Genomic DNA, 18,071 nt, shown 5'->3' with positions numbered 1-18,071 from the left:
GTGCGTATCCCGCACGCTGTGAGTGGCGTCCGCGGGAAAGCACCGGCAGCGCGGGATGACGTCGACGAAAAGCGTTTATCGCCCGGAAGTCGACTGTCGGACATTCGCCCGAAACAGCCATTCATCGAACAAAACCAGGCATCAAAAAACCCAAGACGAACCAAGCGCCCAGCGATCCCTAATCCGGTACGCGCGCGAGGGTGCCGAGGCCGTTGCTGTCGAGGGCGTCCACCGTCACCGCGTCGGCTTGGCCGCCGCGTCCGATCGCGAAGCGGATCGCCGAGGGGCGGTCGGGCATCTCCGCATCCGGGAAACTGGCGAAGCGGTCGCGGTCGACGTGGCGGAGCGGATAGGTCCGTCCGGGCTGAGGCCCGAGCGTCAGGGTCAGGGCGCCGTCCACGGCAGCCACGACGGCCTCGCCGGCATAGGCGTTGGCGTAGCGGCCCATATAGGCGGCGAGCGGGAGAGACCCGGTGGCATCCGCCGGCGCGGCGTTGGCGGCTTTGGCGGCGGCGAGGCTCGGCGCGAACAGGCCGCCGTAGGCGGCGCCCCATTCCTGCAGCCAGGACCGGGAGACCTGCCCGTCGAAGACGAGATCGGCGAAGCTGTCGGCGAGGCCTTCGGGCACGCCGGACGGAAACCCGTTGGTCAGCACCACGAGGCCGAGTTTCGCGCCCGGATGGATCGCCACCAGCGTCTGGGCGCCGACGCTGAACGCGCCGGCATGACCCCAGACGGTGCCGTGACGGCCATACTCGACATTCCAACCGAGCCCGTAAAACGAGGCGCCGCCGGTGACGGGATTCGGGCCGCGCGCCATCAAGGGCTTGTGCATCTCGGCCAGGGCAGCGGACGGGATGCGCTGGCGCCCCTCGAACTGTCCCGCATTGACGACGAGGCGCAGCCATCGCGCCAGGTCACGGGCGCTCGAACTGACACCGCCGGCGGGTGCCTGCGCATCCGGATCGCGGGTGAGGCGGGCCACCCAGACGTCAGCGACCCGGACGTGCAGGGCCGCCCGGTCGGGGCGCGCCAGGAAGTCCCGGTGCACCATGCTGGTCGCATTCATGCTGAGCGGATCGAAGAGGTGTTCGCGCGCCACGATTTCCCAGGGCTTGCCGGTCGGGCGCGCGGCCGCGACGGCACCCTCGGTGAAGCCGAAATTGCTGTAGGCGTAGCCCGCGCGGAAGCTCGACGACGGCCGGACCAGTCGCAGCCGGGGCAGGATCGCATCGCGGTTGAAGCCGAGATCCTCGAGATCGTCGCCCGCGCTGCCCGGCAGGCCGCTGCGGTGATTCAGGAAATCGCGCACCGTGACGGCGGCGGTCGGGTAGGGCTCGGAGAGCCGGAACGCGGGATCGAGATCGGCCACGCGCGCATCCCAATCGACGAGCCCGGCCCCCACCAGGGCGGCCACCACCGTCGCGGTCACCGCCTTCGACAGGGAGGCGACCTGAAAGACCGTGTCGGGACCGACTGGCTCGGGCCGGCCCGTTTGCCTGAGCCCGAAGCCCTCGACAAATAGCGTCTCGTCGCCGAGCACGACCGCGATCGCCACGCCCGGCACCTCGCCCGCCGCGACGGCCCGCTGCGCCAGCGCGGCGAGGGCGGGCAGCTTCGCCACGACCTGCTCGCGGGTCGGCGCCCGCATCCCCGGGAGAGCCTGCGCCAGAGCGCCACCGGGCGCCATCAGGATCGCGGCGAGCACGAGACCGGTGGGCAAGAGGCGGGCAGGCAAGAGGCGGGCAAACAGGAGGCGGGCAGCGACGTGGAGCCGGGTGAGGCACACCATGGACAGACCAGTTCGATTCCGGTGAAGTCCGGCGCCGAGACTGGATACCAGGTGTCTCGATAAGTCTATCGGCGAATCGAACGGTCTATCGGTCTTCCGCGCCATCTCCCGATGGACGAAGCGCGCTATCGGCGACTCCACAGGCCGGCCCGCTCGGAGCGGGCCTGCTCCTCGGCCGCCAGGAGGTCGGCGGGGGCGTCCTCGGTGGCGCGGGCGCCGCCGGCCGTGAGGATCAGGGAGGCGAGGTCGTCGCCGTCGATCTGGCAGCGGAGCTGTTCGCCGGGGCCCTCGGCGGCGGGCATGCAGGTGACCTCGCGGCGGCGCAGGTAGCGGGCGAGCTGCCGCGCCAGGGCGCCGCCCTCCCCCTCGACGCCTGCGAGCCGGACGGTGCGGCCCCGGAACGCCAGGGTTCCGGTGTCGATCACCTCGGGCACGCCGCGCACGGTGGCGGCGGTCCCCGGGGAGGCGTTGGGCTGGGACGAGACTTCGCGGGCGGGCAGCGGCTCGGCGCGGGCCGCTTCCCCCCGGGCGATGGAGGGACGCTTGCGACCCTTGGCCAGTTGCGCGGTCGCCCGCTGCACGAAATCACGGAAGAGGCTGGCGGGCAGGTCGCCGCCGCCGACCCGGTTCATCGAACTGTTGTCGTCGTTGCCGACCCAGATGCCCACGATGAGGTCAGGCGTCATGCCGATGAACCAGGCATCGCGGTAATCCTGCGTCGTGCCGGTCTTGCCTCCGACCGGCAGGCCGGAGACCCGCGCCGCCTTGCCGGTGCCGCCATCGACCACGGCCTGGAGCGAATCGAGCATCATCGCCCGGCTCTCGGTGGGGATCGCGGTGCCGCCCTTGGTCTCGGCCCGCAGGTATAGCGGCTGCGGCTGGACGCCCCGGATGGCATGGACGCCGTGCGCGTCCACCGGCACGGTGCCGGCCAGCACGCCCGCATAGGCCCGGGTCATCTCCAGCAGCGTCACCTCGGCAGAGCCGAGCGCCAGGCTCGGCACGTTGGGCAATTCGGAGGTCACGCCCATCCGGTGCGCGGTGGCGATGACGGCCGGGATGCCGACCTCGTCGGCGAGCTGCGCCGCCACGGTGTTGATCGATTGCGCGAAGGCGCTGCGCAGGGGCATCGCCCCCTTGAACCGGCCGGTGGCATTCTGCGGCTCCCAATCGCCGATCTGGATCGGCCGGTCGACCAGCACCGTGTCGGGATTGAAGCCGGTCTCGTAGGCGGTGAGGTAGACGAACAGCTTGAACAGGGAGCCGGCCTGGCGCTTGGCCTGGGTGGCGCGATTGAACTGGCTGTCCTCGTAATCGCGACCGCCCACCATGGCGAGGATCGCGCCCTCCTTGTTGAGGACCACCATGGCGGCCTGGCTCGCCTTCTTCTTGGCGCCCTCGGCATCGAGGCGGCGGGCGACGACGCCCTCGGCCAGGCTTTGCAGATCAAGGTTGAGGGTGGTGCGGACCGTGACGTCGCCCGGCGCGTCGGCGAGCTTCTTGGCTTCGGCCGAGACCATGTCGAGGAAGTAGTTGGTGCCGGGCGGCGTCTCGGGGGGCGTGCGCAGGGTGATGGTCTGGGCGCGCGCCTTGTCGGCCTCGGCGGCCGTGATGGCGCCGGTCTCGACCATGGTCTGCAGAACCACGTCTGCGCGCTCCTTGGCGCCCCCGAAGTTCCGCGTCGGCGCCAGTTGCGAGGGTGCGCGCACGAGGCCGGCCAGCATCGCGGCCTCGGGCAGCGTCAGGGCCTTGGCGCCCTTGCCGAAATAACGCCGGGCGGCGGCGTCGACGCCATAGGCGCCCGCTCCGAAATAGGCCGTGTTGAGGTAGCCGAGGAGGATCTCGTCCTTCGACATCGTGGCTTCGAGCCGCAGGGCGAGGAACGCCTCCTGGATCTTGCGGCGCAGGCTCTTCTCCTGATTCAGGGAGGTGAGCCGGGCATATTGCTGGGTGATGGTGGAGCCGCCCTCGCGCACGCCGCCGCCGATGGCGTTGCGGTAGAGGGCGCGCAGGAAGCCGCGCGGATCGATGCCCCAGTGCGAGCGGAAGCGCCGGTCCTCGATGGCGATGATCGCCTGCCCGAGATGGGCCGGCATCTCGGCGGCGGTGAGCTTCTGGCCCTGGAACACCCCGCGCGTGGCGAAGACCCGTCCGTCATCGGCCTCGACGGTGATCGCCCGCTGCCCGGTCTCCGGCACGACGCCGCCGAGCGGCGGCAGGGTGGCGAAGCTGTAGAGGACGAGCCCGGCCAGGAACACCAGCGGCAGCAGCACGACGGCGAGCGCGGCCGCGACCCAGGGCCGGCGCCGCAGGCGACCGGCCAGGGAGGCGGCCGTGCCGGTCGCGACGGGGGCAGGAGCCGGATCGGTCGACGGCATCGCGGCGGGCGGGCGCGCCCGGATGCGGTGGGCGAACCCTTTCCAGGCGGGGCCGGCGACCTGTGCCGCGCCGGCCGCACGGCGACCGGCGCCCCGCGCGGCGCCCAGGGCCAGCACGCCGAGTTGTCGACCGAGAACCTTGGCCGCGGCCGCGGCCTCGCGGGCGGCCGCCCGGGTATCCTCGGGGGGCGCCGGCGTCGTCCGGGGCGGGTCCGCCCTCTCGTGGCTCGGGCGTTCCGGGTCGAGAGAGGTCATCGGGGGCCATGATCACGGACAAACGACGCGCGACGGCTCGGCGCCGCACGGTCTCGGCCCCGGTTCTAGACCATGTCCCGCGGCCAAGGCTACGCCGTTCAGGACCGCCCGAGGGGCGCCGGACGACCGGCTTCGGCGTGACGTCCGCGCAGGCGCAGACCGAGGATGACCAGCAACACGCCGAAAGCGACCGTGTAGGACCCGATCCACCAGGCCAGCACCAGCGCGGACATGCCGGGATTGATCAGCAGCGCGATCCCGAACAGGATCGACACCACCCCGCCGAGCACCAGGAACCAGCGCCCGTAATGGGCATGCAGGCGGAACCCGGCCGCGACCATCAGGCCGCCGGTGACGAGAGCCCAGAACGCCACGAGGTAGACGAAGGCCCAGACGGCGGCGGCCGGCACCATCACGGCGGCGATGCCGACGACGATGTCGAGGAGCCCTTCCACCAGCAGGAAGCCCCAGCGCTCGTGCCGCTGCGCCGCCCGCACCGAGGCGACGATGCCCACGATGCCGTCAACCAGCATGTAGGCGGCGAAGAACAGCACCAGCGACAGCACGAACGCACCCGGCGCCACGAAGGCGACGAGGCCGAACAGGACGGCGACGACCCCGCGCAGGGCGACCAGCCACCAGTTGCGGGCGAGCACCGTGCTCATCGCGTCGAGCCTCGGGGTGCCCCCCGGGCTGGCTCTGCCGGGAGAAGACAGGGGGAGAACCGGTCGCCATACGAACCTCCTACAGGTTGCAGGCGGAGCGTCCGCCTCGCCCGTGAACGCATCCGGAAATCGGGACGTTCCGTGCGGATCAAGACCAAAACGTCGAATGTCCGGAGGCGCCCGGGAACAATCCGGAGCGCTACTTCTTGTTGTCGCCGAGGTGGGAGTTAAGGGCTGCGCGGTCGGGAACCGGGCGGCCCATGGATGCGTGCGGACGGTCAGCCGATGCTTCAGGACCAGCAGACCGGGCGGCGCCAGCCGGCACGGGACAGCGCGACGCAGCCTTCGGATCCTGAAGGCAAGGCGCCCGGGGAATCCGGGGCGGACGAGGCGAAATCGTCGCCCGATGGTGCGAGCGCCGAAGACGAGGCCGCCCACGGCAGGAACTCCGAGACGAAGCCGAACATCCTGCGCCGGCATCCATTCTGGGCGCTCGGAATCGCGGTGGCTTTCGTGGCCCTCGCGGTCGGAGTCTATCTGTACTGGCTGACCGCCCTGCACCCTTACGAATCCACCGACGACGCCTTCGTGGATGCGCGGCAATTCTCGATCGCCCCGAAGGTCGCCGGCTACATCGTCGACGTGCCGGTCACCGACAACCAGCACGTCGAGGCCGGCGCCGTGCTGTTCCAGATCGACAGGCGCGACTACGACGTGGCTCTGGCGCAGGCGCAGGCCCAGGTCGCCTCGGCCGAGGCCTCGATCCGCAACTTCGAGGCGCAGATCGAAGGCCAGAAGGCTCAGGTCGACGCGGCGCAGGCGGAGGTGACCCAGGCGGAGGCATCCCTGAAATTCGCCCGCGAGGACGCGGCCCGGTATCGCGACCTCGCCGAGAAGGGCGCCGGGACGATCCAGCGCTCGCAATCCTCGTCCTCCACCTTGGAGCAGCAGCAGGCCGCCGACGATCGCGCCAAAGCAGCTCTGACGGCGGCGCGCACGCAGGTAGGCGCCCTCTCCGCCCAGAAGGCGGGCGCCGAAGCCAGTCTGGCCACCAGCAAGGCCCAACTGGCCCAGGCCGAGCTCAATCTCGGCTACACCACCGTCACGGCCGCGCAGGCGGGCCGGGTGGTCCAGCTTTCCGGCGCCAAGGGTCAGTTCGCCCAGGCCGGACAGACGCTCTCGACCTTCGTGCCCGACGACATCTGGGTGATCGCGAACTACAAGGAGACGCAGATCACCGACATGCGGCCGGGTCAGCACGCCGACATCGAAATCGACGCCTATCCCGATCGCAAGATCACCGGCCACGTCGATTCGGTGCAGCCTGGCTCCGGCACCGCCTTCAGCCTGCTTCCCGCCCAGAACGCCACCGGCAACTACGTCAAGGTGGTCCAACGCATCCCGGTGAAGATCGTCGTGGACCAGTGGCCGACCGACGTCTCGATCGGGCCGGGCATGTCGATCGTGCCGCGCGTGCATGTGAGATGAGCGCCGCGGACAGCGGCGCGTCGGCGAAGGCCCCGGGTGGCCACAATCCCTGGGCCATCGCCCTCGTGGTCTCGCTGGCGACCTTCATGGAGGTGCTCGACACCACCATCGCCAACGTCGCCTTGCGCTACATTTCCGGCGGCCTCGCGGTGGGACCGGACGAGGCGGCGTGGGTGGTGACGAGCTACCTCGTCGCCAACGCCATCGTGTTGACGGCTTCGAGCTTCCTGGCCAAGCGCTATGGCCGCAAGGCCTTCTTCATGTGGAGCATCGCGCTCTTCACCGTCGCCTCCGTGCTGTGCGGCTTCGCCTGGAACCTCGAATCGCTCCTGGTCTTCCGGGTGCTCCAGGGTCTCGGCGGCGGCGGCATGGCGCCGCTGGCCCAGTCGATTCTGGCCGATTCGTTCCCGCCGGCGAAGCGGGGCCAGGCCTTCGCGCTCTACGGCCTCGCTGTCGTGGTGGCGCCCGTGATCGGCCCGACGCTCGGCGGCTGGCTCTCCGACAACGTCTCCTGGCACTGGTGCTTCCTGATCAACGGCCCGATCGGCCTCATGGCGCTGGGGCTGATGCACATGCTGCTCGAGGACCCGCCGGGAGCGGTGGAGGAGCGCAAGCGCCTGCGCCGCGAGGGCGTGCGCTTCGACCTGATCGGGTTCCTCCTCGTCGCCACCTTCCTGGGCGCGCTCGAGGTCGTCCTGGACGAGGGTCAGCGCAAGGACTGGTTCGGCTCGAACTTCATCGTGGTGTTCGCGGTGATCTGCGCCGTCGCCTTCGTGGCGATGATCCCGTGGGAGCTGACCCGCAAGAACCCGGTGGTCGACCTTCGCCTCCTCGGCAGCCGCCAGTTCGGCTCGTGCTTCCTGGTGATGATGGCCACCGGCGCCATCCTGATCGCGACGACGCAGTTCGTGCCGCAGCTGGTGCAGGAATATTTCGGCTACACCGCGACGCTGGCTGGGCTCGTGCTGGCGCCGGGCGGCCTCGTCACCGTGCTGATGATGCTGGTGGTCGGCCGCATTTCCGGCAAGGTGCAGCCGAAATACCTCATCGCGATCGGCGCCGCGATCGTCTCGGCCGCGATGTACGATCTGACCCGCCTGTACGGCGATACCAGCTTCTGGTTCTTCGCCTGGTCGCGCATCTATATCGGTATCGGCCTGCCGCTGATCTTCATCTCGATCACGGCCGCATCCTACGACGGCATCGCCAAGTCGCAGACCGATCAGGCCTCGGCCCTGATCAACGTCGCCCGCAACGTCGGCGGCTCGATGGGCGTGAGCCTGGCCCAGAACGTGCTCGCCTACCGGCAGCAATTCCACCAGAGCCGTCTCGGCGAGAGCATCTCCAGCGCCAACCCCAACTACCAGGAGGCCCTGCGCACCGCGACGCAGTACTTCCAGACCCATGGGGCCAGCGGCGTCGAGGCGCAGAACCAGGCCATGGCCTGGATCGGCCAGCAATTGCAGACCCAGGTCGCCTATTGGGGCTACATCGACGTGTTCTGGTCGCTCTGCCTCGTCTCCGGGGCGGCGGTGCCGCTCGCGATGATCCTGCGCAACGTCAAGCTCGGCGGCGAGACGCCGGCCGGGCATTGAGCACGGACATGCGCGGCGATTGACGACGACTGCGCATCAGGGCGCCCTCTCCCGCACAGCAGGGGGATCGCAGATGGCACCGCACCGTCATTCCGGGGCGCCGCAGGCGAGCCCGACCCCGAAGGGGCGCGCCAGCGGCGTGCAATCCAGATCCGCCGACGGCGCAAGGTCTTGCGCCACCTGTGCTTCTGGAACCCGTGATCCGCCGCGCGGCCCCAGGATGACGGCGTGCCGCAAGGGGGTTTCCGACAAGCGAAACGGCCTCTGCAAATGCCCTGCTTCGACGGGAGGGAGACCCGCGATTGATCCTGCCGGACCGGTGCTCAGTTAGGCGGACACGCACCGGGTGAACACGCCTCACTCGGCGGGCGCCAGTGCCTCGGTGACGTGGACGCGCTTGCCGGCCTCCGCCGGCGCCGGGTCGGTGTCGATCTCGGTCAGTGTCACTTCGGCCTTCGCCTCCGGGGCCGCGAGGGCGCCGACGCCTTCGTAGCGGTCGAGGCGGCGATCGATCATTCCGCCGATTTTTTCCCGGACCTCCGCGACGGTGAGGCTGCGGCGACCCTTGCCGGCCTTCTCGGTGAACAGGCTGCGGTTCGCCTTGGCGGCCGCCTTGAACACCTGCTTGGCGACCTGGTCGGGCTTCTCGGCGGTGAGCGCGAGGAAGCGGCCGGCGCTGGCCGTCCCGAGAAAATGCGCGAAGTACAGTTCCGCCGTCGACAGGTCGCGGCCGATGCGCTGCTCGATCCGGCCCTTGTCGCGGTTGATCAGTTCGCCCGCCATGAGGGCCGCGATGTAGGGGTCCTGGCGCAGGCGCAGCACGCGGGTGCGGGTGGCCTCGTCGGGAATCGTGATCGCGCTGCCGCGCCCCTTCACGGCCGCCGCCTCGTCGGCGAGCCCGTGCCGGGCGCCATAGGTGCGGATGAGTTCGAGCCAGGTGCCCGACAGGAACTGGAACAGGCCTTCGGCGGAGGAGGTCGACGCCTTGACCGTGGTGGAGAAGCTCGACTCCTTGTCGGCGAGCGCCATCAAGTAGGCCGGATCGACGCCGGTCTCGGTCGCGGCACGCAGAATCGTGTCGACGATCTCGCGCCGCACAGCCATGTCGCCGAAGCGCAGGTGCTCCGCCCCACTGGCATCCCGGCTCGGAGCCAGGGCGGCCAGATCGCTCTCGATCAGCGTCAGAGTGGCAGGCTCCTGCTCGATAACGGGAACCCCCGCCCAATCGGATGCGTTGGAGGTGTCGCGAGCAAGATCCGAAACAAGATCCAGGTCCGGTGTGGTCGGGATCGGCGCAGCGCTTTCACGGGCCAGGCCCTGCGCCGTCAGGGCGCGCTCGTCGATCCGGTCGTGGGCAGCGGCTGCCGGTGCCAGGGCATTCTGCGGAAGGGCTGCGCCCAGAATGGCGCCCGCCAGGAGCGTGGCGAGGGTTCGGCGGCCGAGAGCGGCGAAGTTCCGGCGCGCACGGCGCTCGGTCCGGGGCAGCCACGCCACGGTATCGTCTGCATTGAAGGTCTCGTTGGGCACGAGACAGCTCACGTCGTCGGCGCAGAGCGCCGGCTCCGGGAAAACCCCCATCATTGGTCCTTGTTCGTACCGCTGCCTTCGTGGGCGCGGCTTCGTTGTCATTCAGCGAGAGGACGTCTCGCCGGTCGCTGTGACCAGAATGGGACAGCTCCGTGATTCAACGATGGCAGCCTTAACGTTGAGTTAAGCCATTGTATTTACGGATTTTTAACGGTTCGTTCGGCCGTCGTTCAGTCGTACCGCGTCAAAAAGGCGTCCTGGCCAGGGTTGGAACGCAACCCCGGAAGCCCAGTTAGTGAGGGCTGAGCGGAATGGCCCCCGGGTTGGGAATGGCTCCCGTTCGACCTGAAGAAGGAAGCCGTTTTCCAATGAGCATGCAGACCGGTCGCCGTGTCGGCGTTGCGTTCGTTGGCATGGGTGGCGCTGTCGCCACCACCGCCATCGCAGGCATCGAGATGATCAAATCCGGATCGAACCGCCTCGACGGCCTGCCCCTGGCGGGCGTCTCCGTCGCTGGAATGGCCGATTACAAGGATCTCGTGTTCGGCGGGTGGGACCTGAACGACGACGACCTCGGCTCCGCGGCCACCGGCCACGGCGTCCTCTCCGCCCAGGACATCGAGAACGGTGCCCAGGTCCTGAAGGGCATCAAGCCCTGGCCGGCCGTCGGTAGCGCCAAGTTCTGCAAGAACATCGAGGGTGCCAACCGCATCGTCGCCAAGGACCACCGTGAGGCGGTCTCGGTGATCGCCAACGATCTTCGCCGCTTCAAGGCCGAGAGCAACCTCGACGAGGTCGTGGTCATCAACCTCGCCTCCACCGAGCGTTGGCCCGACCTGTCCGATCCGACCCTGAACTCCACCGCCGCCTTCGAGAAGGGCCTCGACAGCAGCGACGAGTCGATCAGCCCGGCGATGCTCTACGCCTATGCGGCGATCAAGAGCGGCGTGCCCTACGCCAACTTCACCCCGAGCGTGGCGGCGGATGTGCCGGCCCTGCTCGAACTCGCCAAGGATCTCAACGTCCCCGTGGCGGGCAAGGACGGCAAGACCGGCCAGACCATGATGAAAACGGTGCTGGCCCCGGCCCTGAAGGCCCGCGCCCTGCACGTCGATGGCTGGTTCTCGACCAACATCCTCGGCAATCGCGACGGTCTCGCGCTGAACGACAAGGACTCGCTCCAGTCGAAGCTGAACACCAAGGGCACGGTGCTCGACTCGATCCTCGGCTACCCGGTCGAGGACCATCTGGTCCACATCCACTATTACCGCCCGCGCGGTGACGACAAGGAAGCCTGGGACAACATCGACGTCACCGGCTTCCTGGGTCAGCGGATGCAGATCAAGGTCAACTTCCTCTGCAAGGACTCGATCCTGGCGGCCCCTCTCGTCATCGAGATCGCCCGCGTTCTCGATCTCGCCAAGAAGCGCGGCGACGGTGGCCCGCAGGAGCAGCTTTCGAGCTTCTTCAAGGCGCCCATGGTGAAGAACGGCCACGGCCCCGAGCATGATTTCGGCAAGCAGCAGACCATGCTGCTCGATTGGCTCGGCGCTCACTGATGACCGCTCAGACGGAGGGCGCCGGTCCCGCGGCCCCGCTGGCGCTGCGCGCCCTCCTCGTCGAGGTCAACGACCTCAAGCGCGTGCATTCGGCCGGGCGCACCGGCTCGATCGCCGAGCGCCTGTTCGCCCAGGGCTGGGGCGCCCTCACGGGGGGCGCCCCGCCCGAGGCGGTCGCCCTCGACATCACCGCCAAGGCGCTTGCGGCCGCCCGCCTCTGCGATCTCGACGCGGCCTTCCTGGCCTCGGCTGGTCTCGACGAGGCGGCAGTGGCGGAGGTGCTGGTATCCGGCCTCGATGCGGTCGCCGACAGCGTCGATCCGGTCCTGCGGGACCGCCTCCGGGCGGCCCTGCGCCAGCCGGCCACGTTCGTACAGGGTCCCCTGCCCGGCTTCGTCGCCGCCCTGGCCCATCAGCCCCGGGCCGGCGTAACCTGCCCGGGCAAGCCGCGCATCCTGCTCGAGCCACCCGAGAACCACGCCGAGCATTGCCTGATGGTCGCGGTCTACGGCGTCGTCCTCAGCCCGTTCTACCGGGCCGACCCGACGCAGGTGTTCCTCGCCGCCATGGCGCATCATTTCCACAACGCCGCGATGCCGGATGCCGGTTTCACCGGCGAGATGCTGCTCGGCGACCACCTGCTGCCGATCATGGCCCGGACCACGCAATGGGCGCTGGACGAGCTTGACCCGGCCCTGCGGGAGACGATGGAGCGGGCGCGGGCCATCCTGCCGGACGATGCCACCGCCGAAGGCCGCGCCTTCCACGCTGCCGACTGCATCGACCGCGTGTTGCAGATTGCCCAGCATCTGCAGGCCGCGAGCCTGACCATGGGCACCGTCTTGGACGACATGGAACTCGTCCATGCGGGGCCGGTGAAAGGCTTCCACGATCGGGTCCTCGCGGACATGCGGATCCCGTGATCAGACCTCGCGACCGTACGGGCGCTTCAGCATGATCCCGTTCGACCTCCGCTCGCCGGACAGCGGCGAGCCCCTCAAGGCCGACACGCCGCACTCGCTGCGCGAGGCCCAGAGCGGCGCGCGCTGGCCGGTGATCGACGGCATTCCCTATCTCAGGACCAACCGCGCCGATCTCGTCGCCCAGACCTTGAAGCTGCTCGATGCCGGTGACGTGAACCTAGCCCTCGAAGGTCTGCTCGCCGACCAGGACGATTGGTGGACCGGCCCACCGGCCGATCCGCTCGATCTGCATGAGCTGATCCGCGAGCGCGACACCCGTTCGCTGCGCGATGCGGTGCGCCTGCTCGGCTGGGGCCGGGTCGGCGACTACTTCCTGCATCGCTGGACCGACCCGACGTTTCTGGCCGGTCTGACGCTCCTCGAAGCACATTGGAACGACCCGATCTGCGTGTTCGAGTTCGCCTGCGGCATCGGCCACTACCTGCGCGAATTCCAGACCCGGGGCGTCAAGGTCGCGGGGGCCGACGTCGTGTTCGCCAAGCTCTGGGTCGCCCGGCACTGGGTGGTCGGCAAGTCGGCCCAGCTCGTCTGTTTCGACGCCCATTCTCCGCACTGGCCGATCCCGGGCGCGCCGATCGACCTCGTGGTCTGCAACGACGCCTTCTACTTCCTCGACCGCAAGGCCGAGGTGCTGGAATGCCTGCGCCAGAACGCCGGCGACGACGGCTGGCTGGCGTTCAGCCACATTCACAACAGCGACCGCCCCGGCTTCTCCGCCGGCCGCGCCGTCTCGGCCGCCGAGATCGACGACCTGTTCCCCGACGGTCTCGTCTACGACGACGACGAACTGACCCGCGCCCTGGTGGAGCGGCGCGCGCCGCATCCGCGCAGCCCACACGACCTCACCGGCTGCGAGGCCTTCTCGGTGGTGGCCGGCCCCGGCATGCGCCCGGCGCCGCGCGCGGTGATCGACGGCATCGCCATGCCGCGCCCCGGCCGGTCGCTGCACCTGAACCCGCTCTACGGTTCGGAGTCCGGGGATCGCCACGCCATCCGGTGGCCGTCCGAGCGCTACGAGGCCGAGTACGCGGCGCGCGCCACCTACCCGAAAGGCTTCGACGGACCCGAGGCCATCGACTGGCAGGGCGGATCCGAGGCGCCGGAGAGCACCGAGGTGCGCGACCGGACCTATGTCGACCTGCCGGAGCGCTGGTGATGGAGCCCGTCCGCTGGGGCATCGTCGGCTACGGCTGGGTCGCGCGCGACTACATGGCGCCCGGTATCCGGGCCGCCGGCCATCGCCTCGTCGCCGTCGCCGATCCGGGCGAGGCGTCGCGCGCGGCGGCCGAGGCCGAGGGGGCACGGGCCTATGCCGATCTCGCCGACCTGGTGAACGACCCCGAGATCGAGGCGGTCTACGTCGCGACGCCGAACCACCTCCACCGCGACGCGATCGAGGCGCTTGCCGGTTCCGGCAAGGCCATCCTGTGCGAGAAGCCGATGGCGGCCTCGCTCGGCGATGCCGAAGCCATGGTGGAGGCTCTGCGCGGCAGGGACACCTTCTACGGCACCGCCTTCGACCAGCGCCACCACCCGGCCCACCGCACCATGCGCGAGGCCATCCGGGCGGGCCGCCTCGGCACGGTGACGGCGATCCGCATCGTCTATGCCTGCTGGCTGCCGCGCGCCTGGACCTCCTTCACGGGCCAGGACAATTGGCGCATCGACCCGGCCAAGGCCGGCGGCGGCGCCCTGATGGATCTCGCTCCGCACGGCCTCGACCTCGTGGACTTCCTCCTCGACGAGTCGATCCACGATCTCGCCGCCCTGACCCAGGCGCGGGCACAGGATTATGCCGTCGACGACGGCGCGCTGCTGATCGGGCGCACGCCCTCGGGCGTGCTGGCCAACCTCCATGTCGCCTATAACTGTCCGGACGCCCTGCCGCGCCGGCGCCTCGAAGTCACCGGCACGAACGGTCTGCTCACCGCCGTCGATACGATGGGACAGGTGGCGGGCGGGACGCTGTTGTTCACCGACGGGTCAACCGGCACATCCGACACTCTGCCCTTCGACGGGGCGGCGTCGCCCTTCCTGGAACAGGTGAAGGCCTTCGGATCGGCGCTGCGCCGGCCGCAGGAGCGCGAGGCCTACAGTGCGGCGCGCGACCTTCACACCATGCGATTGCTGGCCCGCGCCTACGCCGCGTCGGCCTGAACAACGGAAACGCACCACCGTGAACGAGCAGGACCAGGACGACCGCGCCCGCCACAGCCGGATCAAGGCGCCGCGCGCCTACACCTATGGCGGTCCCCGCCGGATCGAGGGCCTGCCGAGCGCCCTGCCCGAGCCGGTGCGGGCCTATCTCGACATCCTGCCGGAGGGCCGCATCGTCGGCTTCCCCCTGGCGCCCCTCGACCGGACCGGTATCCCGGTCTGGTTCGTGTCGCTGTTCCTGGACGACCCGTTCTTCGTCGGCGCGATGCCGAGCGGCATCGGCTACGGCGCCACCGACGACGAGGCGATCATTGGCGCGGTGGCGGAAATCGCCGAGAACCTGATGCCGTCGCTGGCCGTGATGCCACGCAAGAAGGAGCGGGCCAGCTACGACGACCTCGTGCGGGTCTACGGCGCCGGTGCCGTCGCCGATCCCCTCACCCTGTGCCTGCCCGCCGGCAGCCCGGTCGGACGCGGGACCACGCTCGAGTGGACGGCGAGTCTGCGCGCCCGCACCGGCGAAACGGTGCTGATGCCGCTCGACATCGCCGCCACCGATTATTTCGAGCTGTCGGAGGGCTACAAGCCCTTCACCAACCTGATCACCAACGGGCTCGGCGCCGGTCCGGACGTCGATTTCGCCCTCGGGCACGGACTGCTCGAATTGCTCCAGCGCGACGGCAACGGCCTGCTGTTCCGCGCCCTCGACCAGGGCGTGGTGCTCGACCTGTCGGACGGGCTCGGACCCGAGACGCGGGGGATGCTCGACCGGCTTGAGTCGCTCGGGATCAAGGCCCTGCCGAAATTCGCCACCGACCAGTTCGGCCTGACCAACCTGTACGTCGTCGGCTACGACCGGAATCTCGCCGATACGCCGGTGCCGATCGCGCTCTCGGCCTGCGGCGAGGCCTGCGACCCGGACCGCGAGCGGGCGTTGCGCAAGGCACTTCTCGAATTTCAGGCCGCCCGCGTGCGCAAGGCCTTCGGCCACGGGCCGCTGGCCTTCGCCGAGCAGGTGACGCCGCCGGGCTACGTCAAGGCCTTCATCGACAAGGCCCTGCCGAGCCTCGACCTGGAGGAGAGCCGCGCCCTCAAGGCGATGCTCGAATGGATCGTGCAGCCGCCGGAAGGCATCGCCGCCACCTTACGCGACACCGTCTATTCCGAGCGTGCGACCAAGCGCTTTACCGATCTGCCGACCACGGAAGCGCCGGACGGGCATGCGCGTGGCCGCATCGCCCGCGAGCGCCTGGAACAGGCCGGCTTCGACGTGCTCTACGTCGATTGCTCGCCGCCGGGCGGTCGCGTCGGCGTGGTCAAGGCGATCGTGCCGGGGCTCGAGGTCGAGACCATGAGCTATCACCGCATCGGCGAGCGCAATACGCAGAAGCTCATCGAGCGCGACCATCCGCTGATCCGCTTCGGCGAAGCCACCGACACCCTCAAGCCCGTGCGCCTCACCCCGGAGGCCATCGAGCGCTTCGGCGGGCAGCCGCTGTTCGACACCGGGCTCGCCGACCGCATCGTCGGCTCGCATTACCCGCTCTACCGCGAGCCGGAATCGCACCACGCGCCCTTCCGGCTGGCCCAGCAGGGACGCGCCGCATGAGCCTGCGCTTTGCCTACAACACCAACGGCACCGCCAATCATCGCCTCGACGACGCGATCGATCTCATCGCGGAAGCCGGTTACCAGGGCGTGGCGCTGACCCTCGACATCCACCACCTCGACCCTTTCGCGGAGAACTGGGTGCAGGAGGCACAGCGGGTGTCGAGCCGGCTGCAGCGCCTCGGCCTCGGTTCGGTGATCGAGACCGGCGCCCGCTTCCTCCTCGACCCCCGCGCCAAGCACGAGCCGACCCTGGTCAGCGGCGATGCCGCGGACCGTGCCCGGCGCATCGGCTTCCTCAAGCGCGCCATCGACATCGGGGCCATCCTGCATTCCGAGGCCGTCTCGTTCTGGGCAGGCGTTCCGAAGCCCGGCATCGATCGGGCGGACGCGGAAGGCTGGCTGCGCGAGGGTCTGGCCGAGGTGGTCGCCTACGCCGCCGAGCAGAACGTGGTCGCCTGCCTGGAGCCCGAGCCCGGCATGCTGATCGAGACCCTCGATGATTACGCCGCCCTCGACGTGCCGGGCTTGAGGCTCGCCCTGGACACCGGTCACTGCCTCGTGACCGGCGAGCGCGACCCGGCCGTCGCCGTGAGCGAATTCGCCGACCGCATCGGCACCGTGGCGATCGAGGACATGGCCCGGGGCATCCACATCCACCTGCCCTTCGGCGAGGGCGACATGGATGTCCCCTCCGTGCTCGCCGCCCTCGACGCGATCCACTTCGAAAAACTCGTCTGCGTCGAGCTCTCCCGCGAGAGCCACCGGGCCGACCTGATGGTGCCGGCCTCCCTCCAGTATCTGCGCGACTGCCGCAATCCGAACCCGGGAGCCTCTGCGTGAGGATCTGCTTCGTCTCGCGCCGTTACTTCCCGGCGATCTCCGGCATGAGCGTCTACGCGCAGAATCTTTTGCGCGAGTTGGTCGAGGCCGGCCACGACGTCACGATGATCTCGCAATATCGCGGCGACGCCTTCGGTACGCGCGTGTATGGCGGCGGCCCGCCCCCCGCCGTTCCCGGCGTGACCGTGATCGGCCTGGAACAGCTCGGCGAGCAGGAGAGCGGCGATTTCGAGCGCGACATCGACACGATGGTGGCGACCATCGAGGCCGAGCACGCCAAGGCGCCGTTCGACATCCTGCACGCGCAGTACGGCTACCCGACCGGATGGGCGACGCTGCTGGCCTCGCGAAACATCGGCGTGCCCAACGTGGTCTCGATCCAGGGCGGCGACGGCCACTGGGTGGGCTCCTGCTGCGAGACCCACCGGGTCGCGATGTGCGAAGTGCTCGCCCACGCCAACGCCCTCCTGATCGGCGGCGCCTCCTTCGTCGGCGAGGTCTGCGACCGACTGGGCTCGGACCCGGCCCGCTTCACCATCGTGCCGGGGGCCGTCGACACCGCGCGTTTCACGCCCGGACCCGGCGGCCATGACGGCCCGGTCCGGTTGTTCTACCACGGCCGGGTCGACCGCCGGAAAGGCGTCCTCGACCTCATCGACGCCCTCGCCCTGCTGCGCGACCGGGCCATTCCGTTCGAGGCCGTCATCTCGGGCATCGGGCCGGACGTCGATTCGTCGAAAGCCCGCGCCGCCGAACTGAACTTCTCGGAGACGGCCATCCGGTTCACCGGCTACGCCGATTACGACACGGTGCCGGAGCTCTACCGGGCGGCGGACGTGTTCGTCTCCCCGACCTATGCGGAAGGATTCTCCAACACGATCCTGGAAGCGATGGCGGCCGGGCTCGCGGTGGTGTCGACCCACTCGGTCGGCGTCTCGGATTGCCTCCGCGACGGCGAGAACGGCCTCATGGTCCAGCCCGGTGACGTGCCGGCCCTGGCCGAAGCCCTGGGTCGGATCATCGAGGACGCCCCCCTGCGCCGGCGCCTCGCCGAAGACGGGCTCGCCGAGTGCCGCCGGGTCTATTCCTGGCGCGCGGTCGGGCGGCAGATCATGGACGCGTACGCGCGCGTGGTGAACGAGCGCCCGGCGACCGATTTCCCGACGACGCTGCCGCACGACCCGTCCTGCCGCTTCCGCGCCGAACCGCACCTGCTCTGAG

13 protein-coding genes are annotated in these 18,071 nt (G+C 69.7%); 9 read left to right on the top strand and 4 right to left on the bottom strand.

Annotated elements, in window-relative coordinates; all coding sequences use genetic code 11:
- Nucleotides 1-178: 178 nt before the first annotated feature.
- From ACV7NL_RS08610 to ACV7NL_RS08600, 3 genes are all read right to left on the bottom strand, one after another.
- Nucleotides 179-1,690, bottom strand: coding sequence for a serine hydrolase (locus tag ACV7NL_RS08610; protein ID WP_463357087.1), 1,512 nt, complete (start codon nucleotides 1,688-1,690; stop codon nucleotides 179-181).
- A gap of 227 nt (nucleotides 1,691-1,917) precedes the next feature.
- The gene (locus ACV7NL_RS08605) at nucleotides 1,918-4,425 is read right to left on the bottom strand and encodes a PBP1A family penicillin-binding protein (protein ID WP_463355415.1); all 2,508 of its coding nucleotides are present in this window, start codon (nucleotides 4,423-4,425) and stop codon (nucleotides 1,918-1,920) included.
- Nucleotides 4,426-4,523: 98 nt separating this feature from the next.
- On the bottom strand, nucleotides 4,524-5,090 hold the full coding sequence (locus ACV7NL_RS08600) for an HdeD family acid-resistance protein (RefSeq protein ID WP_463355414.1): 567 nt from the start codon (nucleotides 5,088-5,090) through the stop codon (nucleotides 4,524-4,526).
- 285 nt (nucleotides 5,091-5,375) lie between these two features.
- Here ACV7NL_RS08600 and ACV7NL_RS08595 point away from each other — a divergent pair, with 285 nt between their 5' ends.
- Together ACV7NL_RS08595 and ACV7NL_RS08590 are read left to right on the top strand one after the other, a co-directional pair.
- Nucleotides 5,376-6,578 carry an HlyD family secretion protein gene (locus tag ACV7NL_RS08595; protein WP_463355413.1) on the top strand — a complete coding sequence of 401 codons (1,203 nt, stop codon included), beginning with the start codon at nucleotides 5,376-5,378 and terminating at the stop codon, nucleotides 6,576-6,578.
- The gene (locus ACV7NL_RS08590; RefSeq protein ID WP_056179664.1) at nucleotides 6,575-8,173 is read left to right on the top strand and encodes a DHA2 family efflux MFS transporter permease subunit; all 1,599 of its coding nucleotides are present in this window, start codon (nucleotides 6,575-6,577) and stop codon (nucleotides 8,171-8,173) included. Before ACV7NL_RS08595 ends, ACV7NL_RS08590 begins: the two co-directional genes overlap by 4 nt.
- Before the next feature lie 357 nt (nucleotides 8,174-8,530).
- Here the strand turns inward: ACV7NL_RS08590 and ACV7NL_RS08585 are convergent, their stop codons facing one another.
- Nucleotides 8,531-9,754 (bottom strand): transglycosylase SLT domain-containing protein, encoded by a 1,224-nt coding sequence (locus tag ACV7NL_RS08585; protein WP_463355412.1) that lies wholly within the window; start codon nucleotides 9,752-9,754, stop codon nucleotides 8,531-8,533.
- Between the two features lie 314 nt (nucleotides 9,755-10,068).
- Between ACV7NL_RS08585 and ACV7NL_RS08580 the strand changes: the two genes are divergently transcribed.
- From ACV7NL_RS08580 to ACV7NL_RS08550, 7 genes are read left to right on the top strand one after another with little or no spacing between them, the layout of a single operon-like run.
- A complete protein-coding gene (locus ACV7NL_RS08580) occupies nucleotides 10,069-11,259 on the top strand; it encodes an inositol-3-phosphate synthase (protein ID WP_056179656.1) in 1,191 nt (396 codons plus the stop codon).
- On the top strand, nucleotides 11,259-12,182 hold the full coding sequence (locus tag ACV7NL_RS08575; RefSeq protein WP_463355411.1) for an HD domain-containing protein: 924 nt from the start codon (nucleotides 11,259-11,261) through the stop codon (nucleotides 12,180-12,182). Before ACV7NL_RS08580 ends, ACV7NL_RS08575 begins: the two co-directional genes overlap by 1 nt.
- 31 nt (nucleotides 12,183-12,213) lie before the next feature.
- Nucleotides 12,214-13,398, top strand: a complete 1,185-nt coding sequence (locus tag ACV7NL_RS08570) for a class I SAM-dependent methyltransferase (RefSeq protein ID WP_463355410.1) — start codon at nucleotides 12,214-12,216, stop codon at nucleotides 13,396-13,398.
- Complete coding sequence (locus ACV7NL_RS08565; RefSeq protein WP_463357086.1) at nucleotides 13,398-14,399, top strand: Gfo/Idh/MocA family protein; 1,002 nt, start codon at nucleotides 13,398-13,400, stop codon at nucleotides 14,397-14,399. The genes ACV7NL_RS08570 and ACV7NL_RS08565 overlap by 1 nt, the downstream gene beginning before the upstream one ends.
- A gap of 19 nt (nucleotides 14,400-14,418) precedes the next feature.
- Nucleotides 14,419-16,008: a YcaO-like family protein gene (locus ACV7NL_RS08560; protein WP_463355409.1), complete on the top strand. Its 1,590-nt coding sequence runs from the start codon at nucleotides 14,419-14,421 to the stop codon at nucleotides 16,006-16,008.
- Nucleotides 16,005-16,850 (top strand): sugar phosphate isomerase/epimerase family protein, encoded by an 846-nt coding sequence (locus tag ACV7NL_RS08555; RefSeq protein WP_056179642.1) that lies wholly within the window; start codon nucleotides 16,005-16,007, stop codon nucleotides 16,848-16,850. The genes ACV7NL_RS08560 and ACV7NL_RS08555 overlap by 4 nt, the downstream gene beginning before the upstream one ends.
- Nucleotides 16,847-18,070, top strand: a complete 1,224-nt coding sequence (locus tag ACV7NL_RS08550) for a glycosyltransferase family 4 protein (protein WP_056179638.1) — start codon at nucleotides 16,847-16,849, stop codon at nucleotides 18,068-18,070. Before ACV7NL_RS08555 ends, ACV7NL_RS08550 begins: the two co-directional genes overlap by 4 nt.
- Nucleotide 18,071: the final 1 nt, after the last annotated feature.

This window comes from Methylobacterium sp. Ger2507, assembly GCF_055231875.1.
Note: the sequence above shows the minus strand (reverse complement) of the source record. Positions and strands in the feature narration are given on the sequence as shown.